Genomic DNA, 22018 nt, shown 5'->3' with positions numbered 1-22018 from the left:
CCTAGGGGAAGGGCGTGCCGCCGATGGTGGGCAAGCCCGACAGGATGCCGTGAAAGCCGGCCAGGGCCGGGCCGATGCGGATGCCCTGCGGGCTGATCTCGAAGCGGCGGATGCTGCGCTCGTGCGCGCTGCCGCGTTTCTTGAAGACGGAAATGGCTTGCCGCACCTCGCCTTCCGTTTCGTAATAGCGCAGCATGATGACGCCGTCGGCCAGGTAGCTGGCATCGGCCGAGGTCGTCATCGAGGTGCCCAGCATGTTTTGCTGCACGCCGACGAGCAGGGTGGCCACGCCCCGCTGGCCCAGGTAATTGAGCAGTTCATGCAGATAGGTGCTCTGGAAGCGCTCGTCGGGCACGGCATGCATGTAGCCGTTCAGGCTATCGATGACGATGACCTGGGCGCCCCGTTCTGCCGCGTCGACCACGACCTGGGCGAATTCTCCCGGTGTCAGCTCGGCCGGATCGACTTGCTGCACACTCAACAGGCCGGAATCGAGCGCCGGCTGCAGGCGCATGCCCACGTTGTCGGCCCGGTTCAGCAGCTTGCTGCGCGCTTCCTCGAACAGGAACATGGCGCACGGTTCGCCGCGCGTTATGGCCGCGTGCACGAATTGCGCCGCCAGGGTGGACTTGCCGCTGCCGGCCGGGCCGGAAATGAGCGTGCTCATGCCTTCTTCCAGGCCGCCCCCTGTCATGGTGTCGAGTTCGGGCACGCCGCTCGACAGGCGCCGATGGTCGCCATCGCGGCGCGTGTCGGCCGCCACCAGGCGCGGAAAGACGACCAGGCCGTCATGGGCGATCTTGTAGTCGTGCGTGCCGCTGCGAAACGGCACGCCCCGGTATTTCACCACCCGCACGCGGCGCCGGTCATTGCCGTAGGCCTGGTTTTGCAGCTCCAGCGAAATGACGCAATGGGCCACGCTACGCACTTGCAAGCCGTCGTCCAGCGCGGAACGGTCATCGATCAGCAGGGTGGTGCAGTGCCGGCTGGCCAGGTATTGTTTCAACGCCACGACCTGGCGCCGGTAGCGCAGGGGGTTTTCCGCCAGCAACTGCAGTTCGGACAGCGAATCGAGCACGAGGCGGGCAGGGCGGTGCTTTTCGATGGCGGCGAGGATGCGCTGGTTGGTCGAGGCCAGTTCGATTTCCGACGGGTGGAAGATGGTGTACTGGCGCTCGGGGTCGAGGATATCGTCGCCGGGCGCCACTTCTTCGATGGCGATGCCGGCCAGGTCCCAGCCATGCGACAGGGCCGCGCCGCGCAGCTCGATCTCGGATTCCGCCAGGGCGATATACAGCACGGGCACGCCGCTGCGCGCACCCTCGGCCAGAAATTGCAGCGCCAGGGTGGTCTTGCCCGTGCCGGGGACGCCTTCGACCAGGTACAGGCGCTCGGCCAGCAAGCCCCCCGTGAGGATGGTGTCGAGGCCGGCGACCCCCGTCGACAGCAGTGGCGGCGCGTCCGGGCCGCTCGCGCCATCGTGCTGCCCTGTGTTTCGCGCCTGTGCCGTCATCGTTGCGCCCCCGCTTTGCCACGCCGTGATCACTATACTAGCGCGTCCGGCGCGGCATGTCTTTTCGATACCATTGGTAAATATTCATCGTGGCCGGCGGGGGGGCGCGCAAGGCAGTGTTGCGTACGCGACCACGGCTTCAGCAAAAAACGCATTACCCTGCTACAGTAATCATTCAATCCAACTTTCCCGCTTTGCCGTTTTGCCGCCGCCGGCCCGCTTCCCGTTCGAATTGGCGGGCGTGCCGACGCTGTTGCTGCCTTCATTTCATTGCCTCATTGATAATTTAATTCGCTTGATAGTTACTATGTTTCAATTGTAACGATGCTTGACGATTTTAGAATGATCGTTCATTCTTTGATCTGCGTTAATAAATTTAGTCATTTCTAACGACACTAGCCAGCTTCTTTTTCAGAAAGTCCAAGATGCAACCAACATTTTCCTTGACGTCGCCGCGTACGAGCGGCGCTATTGCCGTTCTGTGCGCCACTGTAATCATGGCCGGCTGCAGTAAAAAACAGGAAGCACCTCACGCGCAGCAAGCGCCACAGGTGGTCGTGTTTACTGTTAATCCGGCCGCGTTGCCGATGAGCGCCGAATTGCCCGGCCGTACGAATGCCTACCAGGTCGCCGATGTGCGCCCGCAAGTCGGCGGCTTGATCCAGAAGCGCCTGTTCGTCGAAGGCAGCGATGTGAAAGCGGGCACGGCCCTTTATCAGATCGATCCCGCCACCTACCAGGCTGCCTATAATTCGGCCAAGGCCGCGCTGTCGAAAGCCAAGGCCAACCTGCTGACGGCCGGTCCGAAAGCGTCCCGCTACAAGGAACTGGTCGCCATCGAAGGCGTGAGCCGCCAGGAATATGACGATGCCGTCGCTGCGTTCGAGCAAGCCAAGGCAGACGTCGAGTCCGCCACTGCGGCGCTGGAAACGGCGAACATCAACCTGAAATACAGCACCGTGACGGCGCCGATCAGCGGCCGCACCAGCCGCTCGACCGTGACGGCCGGCGCGCTGGTCACGGCAGGCCAGGCCGACGCGCTGACCACCGTGCAGCAACTCGATCCCATCTATGTCGACGTGACCCAGTCGAGCACCGACCTGCTGCGCCTGAAGCGCCAGATGGCCGACGGCTCGCTGAAAAAAGTGGGCGAAGGCCAGGCCAAGGTCGACCTGATCTTGCCGGATGGCAGCAAGTACAGCGAACCGGGCAAGCTGCAGTTCGCTGGCGTGACGGTCGATCCGACCACCGGCAACGTGATCTTGCGCGCGCTGTTCCCGAACCCGAAAGGGGAATTGCTGCCAGGCATGTACGTACGTGCCCAGCTGGAAACGGGCGTCGATGAAAAAGCCATCACCGTGCCGCAAGTGGGCGTGACGCGCAACCAGAAGGGCCAGGCAACCGCCTTGATCCTGAACAAGGAAAACAAGGTCGAGCAACGCGTGCTGACCACCAGCGGCACCGTCGGCACCAACTGGCTGGTGACGTCCGGCCTGGCCGCAGGCGATCGCGTGATCGTGGAAGGCTTGCAAAAAGTCAAGCCAGGCGCACCAGCCGTTGCCGTACCGGCCAAGGCCGCTGACGCGCCTGCCGCTGCCGCCTCTGCCGCAGCATCGGCTGCCAGCGCCCACTAATTCAGGAGAATATTAATGGCCCGTTTTTTCATTGACCGCCCGATTTTTGCCTGGGTGGTCGCGATCGTCATCATGCTTGCCGGCGTGATTTCGATCCTCAGCCTGCCGATCGCGCAGTACCCGAGCATTGCTCCGCCGTCGATTTCGATCAGCGGCTCCTATCCTGGCGCCTCCGCCAAGACCGTGGAAGACGCCGTTACCCAGGTCATCGAACAAAAGATGAAGGGTATCGACGGCTTGCGCTACATGGCTTCGTCGAGCGATGCCACTGGCGGCATCAGCATCACGCTGACGTTTACCAGCGGCACCAATCCCGACATCGCCCAGGTGCAGGTACAGAACAAGCTGCAGCTGGCTACGCCACTGCTGCCGACGGCTGTCACGCAGCAAGGCTTGGTCGTGTCGAAAGCCACGAAGAACTTCCTGATGGTGTTCGGCTTCATTTCCGAAAACGGCAAGATGGACCAGACCGACTTGAGCGACTATGTGGCCGCCAACGTCGTCGATCCGCTGAGCCGCGTGCCCGGCGTGGGCGACGTGACGCTGTTCGGTTCGCAGTACGCCATGCGTATCTGGCTCAATCCGGCCAAGCTGCAAAGCTTTAACCTGACCCCGGCGGACGTGATCACGGCCGTGCAGGCGCAGAATGCGGAAGTGTCGGCCGGTGAGCTGGGCGGCACGCCGTCCATCAAGGGCCAGCAGCTGAACGCGACCGTGTCGGCGCAAAGCCGTCTGCAAACGGTGGAGCAGTTCGGCGCCATCTTGCTGAAAACCACGACCAACGGCGCCATGGTGTACCTGAAGGACGTGGCCAGCATGGAACTGGGCCGCGAGAACTACAATACCGTGGCCCGCTACAACGGCCATGCGGCAACCGGCGTGGCGATCAAGCTGGCGACGGGCGCCAACGCGCTCGATACGGCCAATGCGGCGAAAGCCATGCTGGGCAACCTGAGCAAGCAATTCCCTGAAGGCATGAGCTATCAGGTGGCGTTCGACACGACCCCGTTCGTGAAACTGTCCATCGAAGAAGTGGTCAAAACCCTGGTCGAAGCGGTGATCCTGGTGTTCCTGGTGATGTATCTGTTCCTGCAGAACTTCCGCGCCACCCTGATCCCGACCATGGCCGTGCCGGTCGTGCTGCTGGGTACCTTCGGCATCCTGAACGCGTTTGGCTATTCGATCAATACGCTGACCATGTTCGCCATGGTGCTGGCCATCGGCCTCCTGGTCGACGATGCCATCGTGGTGGTGGAAAACGTCGAGCGCGTGATGAGCGAAGAGGGCTTGTCGCCGCTGGAAGCGACGCGCAAGTCCATGACGCAGATCACGGGCGCGCTGGTCGGTATCGCCATGGTGCTGTCGGCCGTGTTCGTGCCGATGGCCTTCTTCGGCGGTTCGACGGGCGTGATTTACCGCCAGTTCTCGATCACGATCGTCTCGTCGATGGTGCTGTCCGTCGTCGTCGCGCTGGTGTTTACGCCAGCCCTGTGCGCCACCCTGCTGAAACCGGTCGAAAAAGGCCATCACGCGACGAACAAGGGCTTCTTCGGCTGGTTCAACCGCAGCTTCGATAGCAGCAGCAACAAGTACCAGGGCCTGGTCGGCAGCATGATCCGCCACCGCGCCCGCTCGATGCTGCTGTACGTGCTGTTGCTGGCCGGCCTGGTGTTCATCTTCATGCGTCTGCCGACCTCCTTCCTGCCGGAAGAAGACCAGGGCATCCTGTTTACGCAGATTCAATTGCCGACGGGCGCCACGCAAGAGCGCACCCTGAAAGTGATCGAACAGGTCGAAGACCACTTCATGAACAGCGAGAAAGACAACGTCGCTTCCGTGTTTGCCGTGGCCGGTTTCAGCTTCGGCGGTAACGGCCAGAATACGGGTATCGCCTTCGTGCGCCTGAAAGACTGGTCGCTGCGCAAGGACGTGGCGCAAAAAGCGCCGGCCGTGGCCGGTCGCGCCATGGGCAAGTTGTTGCAGATCAAGGATGCGATGGTGTTTACGTTTGCACCGCCTGCCGTGCTGGAACTGGGTAACGCCACCGGTTTCGACATGCAACTGCAGGATATCGGCGGTGTCGGCCATGACGCTCTGATGGCGGCGCGTAACCAGTTGCTGGGCATGGCGTCGCAGAATCCGGCCATGGTGGGCGTGCGCCCGAACGGCCAGGAAGATACGCCGCAGTACAAGATCGACATCGACCAGCAGAAAGCTACCGCGCTGGGCTTGCAGATTTCGGAAATCAACCGCGTGCTGAGCGTCGGCTGGGGTAGTTCATATGTGAACGACTTCCTCGACCGTGGCCGCGTGAAGAAAGTGTTCATCCAGGGTGACGCCAGTTCGCGCATGCTGCCGGAAGACTTGAACAAGTGGTTCGTGCGCAATACCGCTGGCCAGATGGTGCCGTTCTCGGCCTTCGCTACCGGCAAGTGGATTTACGCGTCGCCACGCCTGGAACGCTACAACGGCTTGCCGTCGGTAGAGATCCTGGGTACGCCGGCGCCGGGCCAAAGCACGGGCGCCGCCATGAATGCGATGGAAGAAATGGTCGCCAAGTTGCCGCCTGGCATCGGCTTCAGCTGGACCGGCGTGTCGCTGGAAGAGCGCGAATCCGGTTCGCAGACGCCGCAGCTGTACGCGCTGTCGCTGCTGATCGTGTTCCTGTGCCTGGCCGCGCTGTATGAAAGCTGGTCGATTCCGTTCTCCGTGCTGCTGGTGGTACCGCTGGGCGTGATCGGCGCCGTGCTGGGCACCTGGTTCTTCGGCCTGTCGAACGACGTGTACTTCCAGGTGGGCTTGCTCACGGTGGTGGGCCTGTCGGCGAAGAATGCGATTCTGATCGTTGAATTCGCCAAGGAAATGCAGGAATCGGGCATGTCGCTGCTGGACGCGACCTTGCATGCGGTGCGTCTGCGTCTGCGTCCGATCCTGATGACCTCGATTGCCTTCGGCCTGGGCGTGTTGCCACTGGCTATTTCCAGCGGCGCCGGTTCCGGCAGCCAGAACGCCATCGGTATCGGCGTGCTGGGCGGTATGTTGACGGCCACGTTCCTCGGTATCTTCTTCGTGCCGGTGTTCTTTGTGCTGGTGCGCGGCTTCTTCTCGAAGCCGGACGCGCCCGCCACGCCGGCGACGCCTGGCTCGCCAGCCGTCACGCTTTCTAAGGATGCGCATTAATATGAAAAAAACGCTACTCTCCATGGCGGCACTGGCCTTGCTGGCCGGTTGCAGCCTGGCTCCCACGTATGAGCGTCCGGCAGCGCCGGCGCCCACGGCGTGGCCGACGGGCCCTTCCTACAAGGCCGACACGGCCGCCGCCGACGCCAAGCCGGTGGCGGACGTCGCCTGGCGCGAGTTCTTTGCCGATGCGCGCCTGCGCCAGGTACTGGAACTGGCGCTGGCCAACAACCGCGACCTGCGCGTCTCGATCCTCAACATCGAGAAGGCGCGCGCCACCTACGGCATCGAACGCGCCGCGCTGATCCCGACCCTGTCGGCGTCCGGCGGCCAGACGGCCAGCCGCGTGCCGAAGAACGCCAGCGCCAACGGCGAAGCGTCCATCAACCGCCAGTACACGGCGAACCTGGGCGTGTCGGCGTACGAGCTGGACTTCTTCGGCCGCGTGCGCAGCCTGTCCGACAGTGCGCTGGAGCAATACCTGGGCACGGAAGAAGCCCGCCGCGCACAGCAGATCAGCCTGGTGGCCGAAGTGGCCAGCACCTATCTGAACCTGGTGGCCGACCAGCAGCGCCTGCGCGTGGCGCAGGACACCCTGAAGAGCCAGCAGTCGTCGTATGACCTGGCCGTGCGCCGCTTCAGTGCCGGTGCGACTTCCGGCCTGGACAAGTACGATGCCCAGACCAGCGTCGAGTCGGCCCGTTCCGACGTGGCGGTTTACACGAGCCAGGTTGCGCTGGATCAAAACGCGCTCGTCCTGCTGGTGGGCGGCCCCGTGCCGGCCGACCTGCTGCCGCAAGGCGAGTTCGGTGCCGTGACGGCCCTGGCGGACATTCCGTCCGGCGTGCCGTCGGACGTGCTGCAACGCCGTCCCGACGTGCTGGCGGCGGAGCGCACCTTGCGCGCTGCCAACGCCAACATCGGCGCGGCGCGCGCGGCGTTCTTCCCGCGCATTTCGCTGACGGCCACGGCCGGTTCGCTGAGCGACAACCTGTCGGGCCTGTTCAAGGCGGGCAGCGGCACGTGGAGTTTCATTCCGCAGATCAGCTTGCCGATCTTCGATGGCGGCGTGAACCGCGCCAACCTCGATATCGCCAAGGTGCAGCGTGAAATTTCCGTGGCGCAATACGAAAAGGCGATCCAGGTCGCCTTCCGCGAAGTGTCCGATGCGCTGGCCCAGCGCGGCACCATCGACGAGCGCCTGCAATCGCAGGTCTCGCTGGTCGAGGCGTCGACAAAGAGCTACACCATCCACGACGCGCGCTACAAGCAGGGCGCCGAGTCCTACCTGAACGCCCTGGTGGCCCAGCGCGCGCTGTACACGGCGCAGCAAAGCCTGATCACGGCGCGCCTGGCCAAATCGACCAACCTGGTGACCTTGTACAAGGTGCTGGGCGGCGGTTGGCAGCCTGAGCAGACAGCCGTCGCGGCGGCTGGCGGCGTCCAATAATCACGGGGACGCCGACGCCGGCCTTGCCCGCAAGGGCAGGGCCGGCGCGCTACTGGAAAATCATGAACCAAGTTGAAAAGAAGCATCCGGATCCCGAGCGCGCCAACACGCGGCGCAAGCAGGTGCTCGATGCGGCCGAAAGCTGTTTCAGCCGCCGCGGCTTCCACGGCGCCAGCATGGCCGAGATCTCGAAAGCGGCCGGCATGAGCGCGGGCCACATCTATAATTATTTTGACAGCAAGGATGCGATCATCGCCGCCTTCGTCATGCAGAATACGGAGCGGGTGTCGAACCTGATGCAGGACCTGGCGCAGCGCGAAGACCCGCTGCAGGCCGTGATCGACAATGCGGGCGAGCATGTGCTCGAAGCGCTGGACCCGAAAACGTGGATGATGCCGCTGGAAATTTTCGCCGAAGCATCGCGCAATCCGGCGATCGCCGACATGCTGCAATGCTCGGACCAGCGCTCGCGCCAGTTGTTTCTCTCCATCATCCGCGATGCGCGCATCAAGCGCGGCTTGCCGGCCGATGAAGAGATGCTGGAAGGCCGCCTGAATGCCCTCGTCGCCATTTACCAGGGCTTGCCCGTGCGCTTCATTCACAATCCGGACGTGAAAGTCGAGCCGTTGATCGCGGGCTTCCGCATCGTCCTGACGGCGCTGTTGCTGAACGAATAGGCCGCTTGCCAGGGCCATGCAAAAAAGTTTGCGCAGTTCGATATGAATCATGCGCAAAGCATGGCAAAAACCTAAAAGCCTCTGCTATAATTCCCACCTCGTCGGGGCGTAGCGCAGCCTGGTAGCGTACATGCATGGGGTGCATGGGGTCGGAAGTTCGAATCTTCTCGCCCCGACCATTAGATTCAAGGAGTTACAGCGCAAGCTGTATAGAAACCCAGTACTGTATATTATACGTTTGTATAATATCGGTGCTGGGTTTTTCCGTTTACATCACGTATGATTTTCGTTGCCGTATGCCGATGTCCGCTATCGGCCTATTGTGTTGAAAAACGCAGGTACGTTGACATTCAGATAGAAATTTTACCCGCCTAGACTGGCCGGAACCGCTGCTATTGAACGCGTGCCGACTGCTTGGATGTCTGAGACATCCCGAACTTGTTGCCGCTCGACTTCTTCAACACAATTGGCCAAGAGCGGACGGATGAAGGACAATGAAACCGCGTCGAGTAGAGATAGGCATGGTAAAAATAAACACAACAGGAACGATCATAAATTCTGAGCACCCAACTCATCAGGTTCGAGTTGAGTATGATCCGGAAAAAACAGGAGGCTATTTCATCTTTGAATGGTGGGGTGGTCGTGGTGGTCCAAATCCCAATAGTGCTTTTGATTCATGGGTGGAGACTTTGAGTGACGTGTCTCAGTTTATTGCCGAGACTGGATGGGAAATCCGTTGGCAATAAATATAAGGCTGAAACCGGCCAGGAGCAGTCATAGAGTTAGATCGACCTCATGAGAAAAGCACGTGATTTTACGGCTAGGCCCGCTACTCACCACCGTGGCGCTGCCATTGACGGTGGTGTTGACCTGATCCGGCAAGAGCAGCAATTTGCGTGCTTCGCCGGTTTTCCTGCGGGACTCTTCAGTGGCTGAGATGGAAATGCCGATGTGGCCTGTGTATGCCTGGAAGCCCTTAACGACGGTTTCGTAGCACAGCGCGAGTTCCTTGCTGACCGGCACGTAATGCATCGCCGCCAGCATGGGCGCTTCCACGGCCCGTATCCAGCAGAGCACCTCGTGGCTGTCGCTGATCTACTTCCGTCACGTGTGAAAAATGCACACGGGACCTGACCGCGGGCCGGAATGTGGGAGTTGCGATATGGTAATAAAATGTATTTCAGACTGATTTCTTGTAATTCATTGAATTTTAATTTCATTGTATGAATTATTGCTTTCAAATAGTGGGATTTTATTTTGTTTGGAACTGATATGAAAAATAAAGGTATTAAAAGGGGATCCTTGATAACGTTTTGTGGTTTTTTAATTGCTGGATCAATGGTGCTGATGAGTTTTGAATCGAGAAATTATTTTTTTGATTTATTTGCAAAGCTTGGTTTTGTGGTATTTTTTTTCGGAATGATTGTTTCTATCTACGACTTCCTCAAAAGTAAGTAACTTATGGCTGTGTCGATGAAATGGAACCTTATGGTTGATGCGCGAAATTGCGCCATATCATCAGATAAAGTTATGTTGTTGATAGTGGAGGCGATTTTCGAGCTACGCTAGACTACTGATATGGAATGAATATTCTGACGACTTGAAAACTGGAGTCTGCCAGTCATTTCAAGGAGCGATGAGCCACTGGCATCATCCGGCAGTGAGCATGGGATGGGAAGCTGCGAGAAAAAACGGGGGCGAAAATGTATGATTTTTGCAGAAAAAACACCGCGACATGCGGGCTTGAATACCTGTTGGAACGTACTGTATATTATATGCCCCACTCTCTATATAGCGTCCATGCGGGTTACGGCTTGGTGTCGTCGTGTAGGGTGCATGGGGTCGGAAGTTCGAATCTTCTCGCCCCGACCATTGGATTCAAGGACTTAGGCCACTCTTCGGAGTGGCCTTTTTCTTTTTGTGCGCCGTCGCCATGACAGCATGCATCATCTGCTGTGCCTTTCATCTCCCGTTTCCACCCTCCTGTTCCCCGATTTTCGTCCCCTGTCGCGTAGTCAACCTGGCAATACGGCTTTGGCCTATGATGTGCTGGCACATGCACGTGTGAAGTTTCCCTTCATTCATCAACCATGAGGTGTCCATGATTCGCTATGTCCTGCCTGTCCTGTTGTTCGCCAGCGCACTGCCGGCGCACGCCCAAGCTCCTGTCAATGACACGCCGCTGATCGAGCGGGCCAAGCTGTTTGGCAATCCCAGCAAGTCCGGCGGGCGCATCAGCCCGGATGGCAAGTGGCTGTCGTGGATCGCGCCGCGCGACGGCGTGCTCAATGTGTGGGTGGCGCCGGCCAGCAATCCGGCGCAGGCGCGCCCGCTGACGGAAGAAAAGGTGCGTCCCATCCGCAGCAGCTTCTGGTCGCCCGATTCGAACACCCTGCTGTTCATCCAGGACAAGGGCGGCGATGAAAACTTCCTGCTGTACGGCGTGAATGTCGTGAGCGGCAAGCAGGTCAGTTACACGCCGTTCGAGAAGACCCGCGTGCGCGTGATCCAGATCAGCAGCAAGGTAAAGGACCGTATCTTGATCGGCATCAATAACCGCGATGCGCGCTGGCACGACGTGTACAGCCTGGACCTGGCCAGCGGCAAGCTGACCCTGGTGCTGCAGAACGATGGCTATGGCGGCTATGTGGCCGATGAGCTGCTCAACGTGCGCATCGCCAGCAAGGCGCGCGCCGATGGCGGCATGCAGTACTTCCGCATCACGGACGGCAAGGCCGAGAGCACGCCGCTGGCCGAGGTCGGCCTGGAAGATGCGCAGACGACGTCGCCGCTGGGCTTTACGGTCGACGGCAAGACCTTGTATTGGACCGATTCGCGCGGCCGCAATACTTCGGCGCTGCTGGCGCAGGACGTGGCCAGCGGCAAGACCACGGTGGTGGCGCAAGACCCGCGCGCCGACATTTCCGACGCCCTGTACGACACGCGCACAGGCAAGGTGCAGGCGTATTCCGTCGACTATCTGCAGCACGAATACCTGCCGCTGACGGATGACCTGAAGGCCGACCTGGCCTTCCTGAAGAAGCATGCCAAGGGCCAGTTCAACGTGACGTCGCGCACGGACGCCGATGACAAATGGCTGGTGGGTGTCGATGCCGTCACGGCGCCGGCATCGAGCTGGCTGTACGACCGCAAGAGCAAAAAGCTCACGCAGTTGTACGTGACGCGGCCCGAGCTGGAAGGCGCGCCATTGGTGCCCATGTATCCGCAGCAAATCAAGGCGCGCGACGGCCTGACCCTGGTCTCCTATCTGACCTTGCCGCAGGCATCGACGGCGGGCGCCGGCGGCGTGCCGTCGCAGGCGGTGCCGATGGTCCTGCTGGTGCATGGCGGCCCGTGGGCGCGCGATACCTATGGCTATAACAGCTACCATCAATGGCTGGCCAACCGCGGCTATGCCGTGCTGTCCGTGAATTACCGGGGCTCGACGGGCTTCGGCAAGCAATTCATCTCGGCCGGCGACCTGCAGTGGGGCCGCAAGATGCATGACGACTTGCTCGACGCCGTGCAATGGGCGGTGAAGAGCGGCGTGACGACGGCCGACAAGGTGGCCATCATGGGCGGCTCGTATGGCGGCTACGCCACCCTGGCCGGCATGGCGTTCACGCCGACGACGTTTGCCTGCGGCGTCGACATCGTCGGCCCGTCGAACCTGTTCACCTTGCTGCAAACCATTCCGCCGTACTGGGAAGCGGGCAAGCAGCAGTTCTACAAGCGCATGGGCGACCCGACCACGGAAGAGGGCAAGGCGCTGCTGAAGGAACGCTCGCCGCTGAACTTTGCGCAAAATATCCAGCGCCCGCTGCTGATCGGCCAGGGCGCGAACGACCCGCGCGTCAACGTGGCTGAATCGGACCAGATCGTGGCGGCCATGGCGGCGAAGAATATCCCCGTCACCTACGTGCTGTTCCCCGACGAAGGACATGGCTTTGCCCGGCCCGTGAACAACATCGCCTTCAATGCGGTGACGGAAAACTTCCTGGGCCAGTGCCTGGCGGGCCGCGCCGAGCCGATCGGCGCCACGCTGAAGGCGTCCACCGCGCAGGTCAAGCATGGCGCCGGGTTTGCGCCGGGGCTGGAAGAGGCGATGCGGTAGGCGGAGAAAGCCGCGAGGCAGGCACACACAGGCGGCCGGGACGGATGACCCTGGCCGACGCATTGCCGCCGAGTGCGGTGGTGACGGCGTTCATGTCAAAAACTGTGTAAAAGCGGCAATGCTTCCATTAGAATAAATCATTGCTTCAATTACACAGCCCATGAAATGGAATGCCTGCAATGATGAATGTATTGACCCTGGAACACTTTGCCGCGCGCGTCAACGACACGTTTATCTCGGTCGGCGACGGGAATGCCGCTTTCATTCTGAAGGAGGCGCGCCCGTTGCCGTCGGCCACGCTGGAAGGCCTGTTGCGGGCGCCGTTCAGCTTGTTATTCCATAACAGTTCCCCCATCCTCTTCAGCCAGAAAATCTTTCAGCTGCAGCATGATGCATTTGGCGAGGTGGGTATCTTCCTGGTGCCGGTGGCGCGTGACAACCACGGCTTTCTGTATCAGGCCGTGTTCAACTGAGAATGCCGCTGATGCGGGGCAGGCAGAGCCAGGCGGGAGTCCGATGGCGCCGCCTGCCCGGGGCGTTCAAGCCTCAATCAAACGCGGGAAACTCGCCTTGCAGGGCGATGCAGAAATTTACCGCCAGCAGGGGCTGGCGATTTTCATGCGCCTGGCCGCCACCCGCGCTGCCGATGGTCAGTGGCGACAAGGTGACGTTCGGCGTTGCCGCGGGCACGAACGCGTTCGTGCCCGTGATGCTGGTCAGGCCATCGCCATTTTGCGGCACGTTGCGCTGCAGGGTGGCATTGGTCTGGCGGCTCAAGGTCAGTTGATGGGTGTGGTTGGGAATCTCCGTGAGATTCAGCTGGACGGTATTGCTGCCGAACGTTTCGCCCATCACACGCTGCGTCAAGCCTGGCCCCTGGCCCTGGCTGCAGGGCGCGCGTCCGGTGAAGTTGGGCAACTGGAAGGTGTTGACGCCATCGCCGCCATATTGCGTGCCGATTAATGAAAACAGGGCGCTGAATTGCCTGATCTGCAGGGTGGCGCCATTACAGCTTGCCCACCCGGCAGGGGTGAAATTAAAGCCAAAGACTTGTATTTCGCCAAGATATGGTGATGTCACGGTAGGTTCTCCTGATCGATTTTATGGGCTGCGCTTGCGTGCTGGCTGTTATTGTTGGGATGGGTAAATACCTGCCCATGCGATGCAAAACGAGGCGGTCAGGGTAGGCATGGTGTTGTCATGCGGCAAGCTGCTGCCGGCAGTACCCGTTGCTGCGGGCGCCATGTCATAGGTCGTGAGGCCAGCCAGGCTGCTCGTGTACATCTTGTCGTTATTGACCGGTGCCGCCAGCTGTGCGCTGGTGCCTGGCGTGTTGACCGTCGCCAGAGTGCTGATCGCACTGAAGACGTGCGTATGCGCAGGCATCTGGGTCGGCAGCAAGGTCACCGTTTCGCTGCCCCCCTTTTGCCCCATGACCCGGGGTGTCAGGCTAGGGCCGGTGCCCTGATGCAAGGGCACCTGGCCGCGCAGGTCGGGTACACCGAATGTATTGACGCCGTCGCCGCCATAGGTGGTGCCCAGCAGGGTATATAGCACCTCGTTATTGGCGATGGACTTCAGGCTGCCGTCGCAGGCAAACCAGCCTTGCGGTATGCGGGGAAAGGAAAACAGGCGGATCTCGCCGACATAAGGTGTAGTCATGACTTTGCTCCGTGGGAAGTGGCTGGCATGTTAGTTGCGCGATGGGAAGACGCCGTTCAGGGCGATATTGAAATTGAGTACCTGGAAGGGCTGCATATTGTTATGCGGCAGGCTGCCGCCCGTCTGGGCCAGGACCAGGTTGTTCAAGGGCACTTGCGGGCCTGCCGTGCCATAGATGGCTTCCGTGCCGCTGCCGCCATACAGGGTGTTGGTCGGGTTCTTTGTAGTGCCTGGCGTGGTCAGCGCATTGGCCGCGTGCGTATGCGGTGGAATCTGACTCAGTGTCAAAGTGATAGCTTCCGCGCCGTTACGGGCGCCGACCTGGTAGGGGACGGGTTGCCAGGAAGCGTCCACCGAACTGCCCGAGCCGACAGGGGTGCTGCCTTGTAAATTTGGCAATGCAAAGTTGGTCGTGCCGTTCCCCCCGTAAAAGGTACCCAACAGGGCAAACAGTGCCTGATTCTGCGTAATTGGCAGCAATTGCCCGTTACATGCTGCAAATCCACGCGGTGCAAACGCAAATCCGCTCATCATGATTTGTCCCAAATACACTTCAGCCATCATCGTTCTCCCGCTGTTGGAATGCTATTGAATGTTAAAGAAATAATATTTTCCATTTGCAATCAATATTGTTTTTTGAAAAACCCTTTTTGTTATAGTTACTTTATTGAAAACTCGAGGTAGCATACGTTGTCGTATGGCAAGCGTCAACATCTGTTGGCTCTATGGAAGAGCCCTGAATAGGGATCGCTTGCAGCCTGAATCCATGGTTCTTTTTGACTAAAAAACTCTGTATTGGAGAAATCATGTTGCGTATTTGCAACGATATCGTCGCCCGTCCGGCACATTTTTTGTTCCTTGCTTTTGTCGCAGGAATTCGAGGGCCGGCAGCGGCTCACCGGGTAGGCCTGGCATCAGCGTTTGGCCGTTTTCTGCATTGCTGCGTTGCGCTGTGCCTGCTGATGCTGGCGCTTGGCGCAGGCCCGGCGCAGGCAGCCAACGGCGATCCGAGCACGAAATGTATTCCCAATCAGAGGAGTTTTACCGTCGCATCAGGCGACTCCTATGTCATCGATTTGTCGCTGTGTAGCTCATTTGGCCTGACGGACAATGGCGCGACGGCCCTGCATGGCACGATTACCGGTCTCGTCAATAACGGTACCGGTATTGCGACCTACATCAATAATGGCGACGGGGCGCTGTCCGACAGCTTTGTCCTGTGGGATGAAGACAGCAAGGCGGTGACTTTTACGGTGACCGTCCTGCCCCCTGCGGCAGCCTTCACCGTGACACCGGGCAGCATATCGGCGCCCGTGATTGGCGTGGCGTACAGCCAGGCGATGTCGTCGACCGGCGGTGTCGCGCCTTACAACTACGCGCTTGTCTCTGGTGCGTTGCCACCTGGCATTACCGTGTCGTCCAGCGGCGTGATTTCCGGCACCGTGACGGCGACCGGCGCCTATGTGTTCGGCATCAAGGTGACCGACTCGACCTCAGGCACGCCGCTGACCGTCACCAAGAATTACTCCGTGTCGATCGCCGTGCCCACCCTGAGCATCACGCCCACCGTGCTGGCGGCCGGCGGGTTGTCGGTGCCCTACAGCCAGCAGATGTCGACCGCGAACGGCACCGGGCCCTTTACGTATGTGGTGGAGTCGGGCAGCCTGCCGGCGGGCCTCACCCTGTCGGGCAGCGGCTTGCTCTCGGGCACGCCCGGTGCCTTGGGCACCTACAACTTTGTGATGAAATCGACGGACAGCACGGGCGGCAACGGACCATACAACACGTCCAGAAGCTATTCCCTGGTGATCAACGCCCAGCCGCCGCCTGCCGTCACCGGCGTATCGCCGGCGCTCGGTCCGGTTAGCGGCGGCACCGCCGTCACCATTACCGGTACCGGCTTTACCGGCGCTACGGCGCTCAAATTCGGCAGCAACAATGGCCTCAGCGTTACCGTGCTCAATTCCACGACCATCACCGCCACGTCGCCAGCCGGCACCGGTGTCGTGAACGTATTCGTCACGACGCCGGGCGGCACCAACGCCGCCGATCCGTCAAACCAGTTCACCTATGTTCCGGCACCAGCGATCACCAGTATTTCGCCGACGGCAGGACCAGGCGGTGGCGGCACCACGGTCACCATCAACGGCTCGAACTTTACCGGCGCGACGGCGGTGACCTTCGGCGCGACGGCGGCGACCGGCTACACGGTCAACAGCGCCACGCAGATCACGGCGACGGCGCCAGCCGGTACGGGCACGGTGGATGTGCGCGTCACGACAGCCGGCGGCACCAGCGCCACCAGCGCGAACGACCAGTACACCTTTGTGGCGTTGCCGACAGTGACGAGCATTTCGCCCACTGCGGGGCCGGCAGGCGGCGGCGCCACGGTCGTCATCAGTGGCACGAACTTTTCCACCACGACGGCGGTGACCTTCGGCGCCACGGCGGCGACCGGCTACACGGTCAACAGCGCCACGCAGATCACGGCGACGGCGCCAGCCGGCACGGGCACGGTGGACGTGCGCGTCACGACGGTCGGCGGTACCAGCGCCACCAGCGCTGCGGACCAATTCACCTACGTGGCAGCACCGGTAGTGAGCAGCATTTCGCCCACGGCCGGTCCTGTCGTGGGGGGGAGCACGGTCACCATCAGCGGCACGAATTTCAGTGGCGCGACGGCGGTGAGATTCGGCGCTACTGCCGCCATCGGCTTTACGGTCAACAGCGCCACGCAGATCACGGCGACGGCGCCAGCCGGCACGGGCACGGTGGATGTGCGCGTGACCACGTCGGGCGGCACCAGCGCCACCAGCGCGGCCGATCAATTTACCTACGTGGCGGTGCCGACGGTGACGAGCCTGTCGCCTACTGCTGGCCCCATCGCAGGCGGTAGCACGGTCACCGTCAGCGGCACGAATTTCAGTGGCGCGACGGCGGTGACGTTCGGTGGCACGGCAGCCATCGGCTTTACCGTCAACAGCGCCACGCAGATCACGGCGACGGCGCCAGCCGGCGCGGGCACGGTGGACGTGCGCATCACCACCATCGGCGGCACGAGCGCCACCAGCGCGGCGGACCAATTTACGTACGTGGCAGTACCGGTGGTGAGCAGCATTTCGCCTACTGCCGGCCCGGCTGCCGGCGGCACCACGGTCACCATCAGCGGCACGAATTTCAGTGGCGCGACGGCGGTGACCTTCGGCGCCACGGCAGCGACGGGCTTTACGGTCAATAGCGCCACGCAGATCACGGCGACGGCGCCAGCCGGCGCGGGCACGGTGGACGTGCGCATCACCACCGTCGGCGGCACCAGCGCCACCAGCGCGGCGGACCAATTTACGTACGTGGCGGCACCGGTGGTGAGCAGTATTTCGCCCACCTCCGGCCCGGCTGCTGGCGGCACCACGGTCACCATCAGCGGCACGAATCTCAGTGGCGCGACGGCGGTGACGTTCGGTGGAGCGGCCGCCTCCGGCTTTACCGTCAACAGCGCCACGCAGATCACGGCGACGGCGCCAGCCGGTGCCGGCACGGTGGACGTGCGCATCACCACCACCGGTGGCACGAGCGCCACCAGCGTGAATGACCAGTTCACGTATGTGGGCGCACCGGTGGTGAGCAGCATTTCGCCCACGGCCGGTCCCGCCGCGGGGGGGAGCACGGTCACCATCAGCGGCACGAATTTCAGTGGCGCGACGGCGGTGACGTTCGGCGGCACGGCAGCGGCGGGCTTTACCGTCAACAGCGCCACGCAGATCACGGCGACGGCGCCAGCCGGCACGGGCACGGTGGACGTGCGCGTCACCACCATCGGCGGCACCAGCGCCACCAGCGCGGCGGACCAATTTACGTACGTGGCAGCACCGGCGGTGAGCAGCATTTCGCCCACCTCCGGCCCGGTCACTGGCGGCACCACGGTCACTGTCAGCGGCACGAATTTCAGTGGCGCGACGGCGGTGACGTTCGGCGGCACGGCAGCGGTGGGCTTTACGGTCAACAGCGCCACGCAGATCACGGCGACGGCGCCAGCCGGCACGGGCACGGTGGACGTGCGCATCACCACCACCGGTGGCACCAGCGCCACCAGCGCGAACGACCAGTTCACGTATGTGGGGGCGCCGGTGGTGAGCGGTATTTCCCCGGCCTCCGGTCCAACGACGGGCGGCAGCAGTGTCGTTATCAGCGGCGCGGGCCTTGGCGGCGCGACGGCAGTGACGTTTGGCGGTGCGGCGGCGACGAGTTTCACCGTCAATAGCGCCACGCAGATCACGGCCACGGCGCCAGCTGGTGCCGGCACGGTGGACGTGCGCGTCACCACTGTCGGTGGCACGAGCGCCACCAGCGCGGCGGACCAGTTCACGTATGTGGTGGCGCCGGCAGTCAGCGGCATTTCACCTGCCTTCGGCCCCATCGCCGGCGGCACCAGCGTGGTCATCACCGGTACCGGCTTTACAGGTGCCACGGCAGTGCGATTCGGCGGCAGCAATGCCGGCAGCTTTGTCGTCAACGGCGCCACGCAGATCACGGCCACGAGTCCATCGGGCAGCCTGGGCGTGGTGGACGTGAAGGTGACCACGGTTGGCGGCACCAGCGCCAGCGGCGCGGCGGACCAATTTACGTATATCCCGACCGGTGTCATCACGTTTGCGACACCGACCGCGGCATCCGTTCCATTGGGCAACAACTTCAGCAATGCGGCGACCTCCAGCCTGACGGGCGGCAGTTATGGCGCCTTGAGCTATACCAGCTCGAACGCGGGCGTGGCGACTGTCAGCGGCACCGGCGTCATCACTCCGGTCAGCGCCGGCACCAGCACCATCACCGCGACGCAAGCCGCGGTCGCAGGGGTCAATGCCCAGGCAACGCAAACGTATACCTTGACCGTGACCTCGGCCATCGGCGTCACCCCGGCCAGCTTGCCGGGGGCAACCGTTGCCACCGCGTACAGCCAGCAACTGACGGCCAGCGGCGGTGTCGGTCCGTACACGTTCGCGATAACGGGCAGCCTGCCTGCCGGCATGAGCTCGAACGCCAGCGGCGTCTTGAGCGGCACGCCCACGGCGGCTGGCGATTTTGCGCTGGTGGTGCAAGTGACGGATTCGCGTCAATTCACGGGGACGAAGAGCTACACATTGTCCGTCGCTTCGGCGGTTCTGGCGCTGAACCCGGCCAGCTTGCCCAATCCGACGGCGGAAGCGGCCTACAGCACGACCCTGACGGGGACGGGCGGCACGGCGCCGTACAGCTATGCCGTGGTGGGTACCTTGCCCGTGGGCCTGAGCCTGAATACGGCTACGGGCGTACTGTCCGGCACGACGAATGCGGCGGGCAGTTTCCCGTTCAGCATCAAGGTCACCGACAGCAGCACGGGCGTGGGGGCACCATTCAGCCTCAGCAAAAACTACACGCTGACGGTAGCTGCGCCCACCCTGACCCTGACGCCGGCCAGTTTGGCGGCGATCCGCGCGGGCGACGCGTATAGCCAGCCATTCACGGCGGCCGGCGGTGTTGCGCCTTACGTGTACTCCCTGAGCAGCGGCGCCTTGCCGACCGGCCTGGCGCTCGATGCGGCGACCGGCATCGTCAGCGGCACGCCGACCGTGGCGGGCAGCTTCGCCTTCACCTTGCAGGCGAAGGACGCGCACCAGTTCACGGTGCAGCAAGCGCTGACCCTGCAGGTGAACCAGGCGCCGCCACCGGTGCCCAATGAAACGGCGACCACCTCGGCCAACCAGGAAGTGAGCCTGACCATCGCTTCCACGGATGGCAGCCCGATCACGGACGTGACCATCGTCACGCCGCCGCAGCACGGGCGCGTCACGGTGGTCTCGAGCGGTGCCTCGGCGCGCATGGCGCGCGCCGTCGCCGGTGCGAGTTTCAAGGTGACGTATGTGCCGAATGCCAACTACTTCGGTCCGGACAGCTTCAGCTACACGGCGACGGGTCCAGGCGGCACCTCCGCGCCGGCCACGGTCAGCGTGACGGTGGCGCCGCAACCGGTGCCGGTGCCTGTCGCCAAGACGGCGACGGTATTGGCCGGCACGCCGGTGACCCTGCAGGTGACGCAGGGCGCCACCGGCGGCCCGTTCACGGCCGTGGCCATCACTACGCAGCCAGCCAGCGGCACGGCAGTCGTCAATGGCATGGACATCGTCTACACGCCAGGCATCAACACCAGCGGCGACATCAGCATCGGCTACACCGTGTCGAACGTGTTCGGCACCTCTGCGCCGGTGAAAGCGACCATCAGCGTCAATCCGATGCCGCAGGTGGTCAGCCAGAGCGCCACGGTGGTGGCGGGCCTGACGGTGACGGTCGACCTGACGGCGGGCGCCACGGGCGGCCCGTTCACGGCGGCCAATGTGCTGAGCGTGGCGCCGGCTGAGGCGGGCAAGGTGGTGGTGCGCGACGTGGGCACGGCCGGCAAGCCGTCGTACCAGCTGAGCTTTGCGGCTTCGGGCAAGTTTGCCGGCGCGGCCGTCGTCAGCTACACCCTGAGCAATGCCTTTGCCACCTCGAAGCCGGGCGTGGTCAACGTGACCGTGACGGCGCGGCGCGATCCGTCGCTCGATCCGGAAGTGATCGGCTTGCAAGCGGCGCAAGCCGATGCGGCGCGGCGCTTCGCCACGGCGCAGCTGTCGAACTTCACGCAGCGCCTGGAAAGCCTGCATGGCGATGGCTGGGGACGGTCGAACTTTGGCCTGAGCCTGACGCCGCCGAACGACAGCGGCAATCCGACGGCGGCGCTGGCGCGCTGGCAAGAGCAGGAAGCGGACCGCGTGTTCGGCACGGCCGTGAAACCGTTCATGCGCAAGGCGTCCCTGCGCCAGCCCGATGCCGGTTTCAGCAGCGATAAGGCGGTGGGCGGCACGGATGTCAGCCAGGCAACGAATGGCTTGCCGGACATGCCGCAGAAGCCGGACACGCAGAAGCAGGCGCTGTCGCTGTGGCTCGGTGGCGCGGTCGATTTCGGCCAGCACTATGTGAATGGCCGCGACACGGGCTTCCGCTTCCGCACGAATGGCGTGAGCGTGGGCGGCGATTACCGCTTGAGCGACCTGGCGACCCTGGGCGTGGGCGCCGGTTTCAGCCATGACCGCAGCGACGTGGGCCAGAACGGCAGCCGCAGCACGGCCGACAGCGCCGTGGCGGCCGTGTATGGCAGCCTGCGTCCGAGCAAGGGCGTCTTCCTTGACGGCGTGCTCGGCTATGGCACCCTGCAATACGACGCGTCGCGCTACTTGACCGATGGCAGCGGTTTCGCCACGGGCGAACGCGACGGCAAGCAAGTGTTCGGCGCGGTCGTCGGCGGTATCGAGATGCGCCAGGAAACCTGGATGTGGTCGCCGTATGGCCGCGTGGAACTGATGTCGGCCAAGCTCGATCCGTACACGGAGAAGGCGGCGGGCATCAACGCCCTGAGCTACTTCAAGCAGACGGTGCGTTCGCGCATCGGCGCGCTGGGTGTGCGGGCCGAGGGTATCTATGTCGGTGGTCTGGGCACGTGGTTCCCGCGTGCGCGGCTCGAGTACCGCCACCAGTTCCAGGGTGCCGATGATGCGCGCCTGGCGTATGCCGACCTGGTGGCTGACGGTCCCGTGTACGTGATCCGCACGGTGCCGCAGCAGACGGGCAACTGGACGGCGGGCCTGGGCGTCAAGCTGCTGCTGTCGAACGGCATGACCATCACGCTGGACTACAACAGCAATCTGAACATTGATAGCGGACGTACCCAGTCGGTGATGTTCGGTATCGCCATGCCGCTCAAGTAATCAATCAGCCTTC

At 62.4% G+C, this 22018-nt stretch carries 13 protein-coding genes and 1 tRNA gene; 9 read left to right on the top strand and 5 right to left on the bottom strand.

What is annotated here, in order from left to right; genetic code table 11:
* Nucleotide 1: 1 nt before the first annotated feature.
* Entirely contained in the window at nucleotides 2-1513 is a 1512-nt protein-coding gene (locus OX460_RS09780; RefSeq protein ID WP_289898538.1) for an ATPase domain-containing protein, read from the bottom strand.
* Nucleotides 1514-2070: 557 nt separating this feature from the next.
* Here OX460_RS09780 and OX460_RS09775 point away from each other — a divergent pair.
* The 6 genes from OX460_RS09775 (at nucleotide 2071) to OX460_RS09750 (ending at nucleotide 9200) form a co-directional block, all read left to right on the top strand.
* The gene (locus tag OX460_RS09775) at nucleotides 2071-3147 is read left to right on the top strand and encodes an efflux RND transporter periplasmic adaptor subunit (RefSeq protein WP_289898537.1); all 1077 of its coding nucleotides are present in this window, start codon (nucleotides 2071-2073) and stop codon (nucleotides 3145-3147) included.
* A 15-nt stretch (nucleotides 3148-3162) separates the two neighbouring features.
* Nucleotides 3163-6327 (top strand): efflux RND transporter permease subunit, encoded by a 3165-nt coding sequence (locus OX460_RS09770; RefSeq protein ID WP_251350464.1) that lies wholly within the window; start codon nucleotides 3163-3165, stop codon nucleotides 6325-6327.
* A 1-nt stretch (nucleotide 6328) separates the two neighbouring features.
* Nucleotides 6329-7777 carry an AdeC/AdeK/OprM family multidrug efflux complex outer membrane factor gene (adeC, locus tag OX460_RS09765; protein WP_251350465.1) on the top strand — a complete coding sequence of 483 codons (1449 nt, stop codon included), beginning with the start codon at nucleotides 6329-6331 and terminating at the stop codon, nucleotides 7775-7777.
* Nucleotides 7778-7839: 62 nt separating this feature from the next.
* A complete protein-coding gene (locus OX460_RS09760) occupies nucleotides 7840-8454 on the top strand; it encodes a TetR/AcrR family transcriptional regulator (protein ID WP_099667038.1) in 615 nt (204 codons plus the stop codon).
* 102 nt (nucleotides 8455-8556) lie between these two features.
* A tRNA-Pro gene (locus OX460_RS09755) sits at nucleotides 8557-8633 on the top strand.
* A 315-nt stretch (nucleotides 8634-8948) separates the two neighbouring features.
* Complete coding sequence (locus OX460_RS09750) at nucleotides 8949-9200, top strand: hypothetical protein (protein ID WP_251350467.1); 252 nt, start codon at nucleotides 8949-8951, stop codon at nucleotides 9198-9200.
* A gap of 28 nt (nucleotides 9201-9228) precedes the next feature.
* On the opposite strand, the gene OX460_RS09745 is transcribed toward OX460_RS09750, so the two are convergent.
* Nucleotides 9229-9510, bottom strand: coding sequence for a hypothetical protein (locus OX460_RS09745; RefSeq protein ID WP_251350468.1), 282 nt, complete (start codon nucleotides 9508-9510; stop codon nucleotides 9229-9231).
* A gap of 1045 nt (nucleotides 9511-10555) precedes the next feature.
* Here OX460_RS09745 and OX460_RS09740 point away from each other — a divergent pair.
* Nucleotides 10556-12568 (top strand): S9 family peptidase, encoded by a 2013-nt coding sequence (locus tag OX460_RS09740; RefSeq protein WP_289898536.1) that lies wholly within the window; start codon nucleotides 10556-10558, stop codon nucleotides 12566-12568.
* A gap of 182 nt (nucleotides 12569-12750) precedes the next feature.
* Complete coding sequence (locus OX460_RS09735; protein WP_152281270.1) at nucleotides 12751-13041, top strand: hypothetical protein; 291 nt, start codon at nucleotides 12751-12753, stop codon at nucleotides 13039-13041.
* Between the two features lie 73 nt (nucleotides 13042-13114).
* On the opposite strand, the gene OX460_RS09730 is transcribed toward OX460_RS09735, so the two are convergent.
* The 3 genes from OX460_RS09730 to OX460_RS09720 are packed head-to-tail and all read right to left on the bottom strand — an operon-like array spanning nucleotide 13115 to nucleotide 14761.
* Nucleotides 13115-13648 carry a tail fiber protein gene (locus OX460_RS09730; RefSeq protein ID WP_251350470.1) on the bottom strand — a complete coding sequence of 178 codons (534 nt, stop codon included), beginning with the start codon at nucleotides 13646-13648 and terminating at the stop codon, nucleotides 13115-13117.
* 48 nt (nucleotides 13649-13696) lie between these two features.
* The gene (locus OX460_RS09725; RefSeq protein ID WP_251350471.1) at nucleotides 13697-14230 is read right to left on the bottom strand and encodes a tail fiber protein; all 534 of its coding nucleotides are present in this window, start codon (nucleotides 14228-14230) and stop codon (nucleotides 13697-13699) included.
* Between the two features lie 30 nt (nucleotides 14231-14260).
* Nucleotides 14261-14761, bottom strand: coding sequence for a tail fiber protein (locus OX460_RS09720; RefSeq protein WP_285817164.1), 501 nt, complete (start codon nucleotides 14759-14761; stop codon nucleotides 14261-14263).
* Nucleotides 14762-15036: 275 nt separating this feature from the next.
* Between OX460_RS09720 and OX460_RS09715 the strand changes: the two genes are divergently transcribed.
* Nucleotides 15037-22005, top strand: coding sequence for an IPT/TIG domain-containing protein (locus OX460_RS09715; RefSeq protein ID WP_289898535.1), 6969 nt, complete (start codon nucleotides 15037-15039; stop codon nucleotides 22003-22005).
* The last annotated feature ends 13 nt before the right edge of the window (nucleotides 22006-22018 follow it).

Source organism: Janthinobacterium sp. SUN033, assembly GCF_030397595.1.
GTDB lineage: Bacteria > Pseudomonadota > Gammaproteobacteria > Burkholderiales > Burkholderiaceae_D > Janthinobacterium > Janthinobacterium kumbetense.
This window is presented reverse-complemented; position numbering and strand designations above follow the sequence as displayed.

Coding starts and splice junctions, on each gene's coding strand:
- OX460_RS09780 (WP_289898538.1), bottom strand. CDS start 1,513: ATGACGGCACAGGCGCGAAACACAGGGCAGCACGATGGCGCGAGCGGC.
- OX460_RS09770 (WP_251350464.1), top strand. CDS start 3,163: ATGGCCCGTTTTTTCATTGACCGCCCGATTTTTGCCTGGGTGGTCGCG.
- adeC (WP_251350465.1), top strand. CDS start 6,329: ATGAAAAAAACGCTACTCTCCATGGCGGCACTGGCCTTGCTGGCCGGT.
- OX460_RS09760 (WP_099667038.1), top strand. CDS start 7,840: ATGAACCAAGTTGAAAAGAAGCATCCGGATCCCGAGCGCGCCAACACG.
- OX460_RS09750 (WP_251350467.1), top strand. CDS start 8,949: ATGAAACCGCGTCGAGTAGAGATAGGCATGGTAAAAATAAACACAACA.
- OX460_RS09740 (WP_289898536.1), top strand. CDS start 10,556: ATGATTCGCTATGTCCTGCCTGTCCTGTTGTTCGCCAGCGCACTGCCG.
- OX460_RS09735 (WP_152281270.1), top strand. CDS start 12,751: ATGAATGTATTGACCCTGGAACACTTTGCCGCGCGCGTCAACGACACG.
- OX460_RS09725 (WP_251350471.1), bottom strand. CDS start 14,230: ATGACTACACCTTATGTCGGCGAGATCCGCCTGTTTTCCTTTCCCCGC.
- OX460_RS09720 (WP_285817164.1), bottom strand. CDS start 14,761: ATGAGCGGATTTGCGTTTGCACCGCGTGGATTTGCAGCATGTAACGGG.
- OX460_RS09715 (WP_289898535.1), top strand. CDS start 15,037: ATGTTGCGTATTTGCAACGATATCGTCGCCCGTCCGGCACATTTTTTG.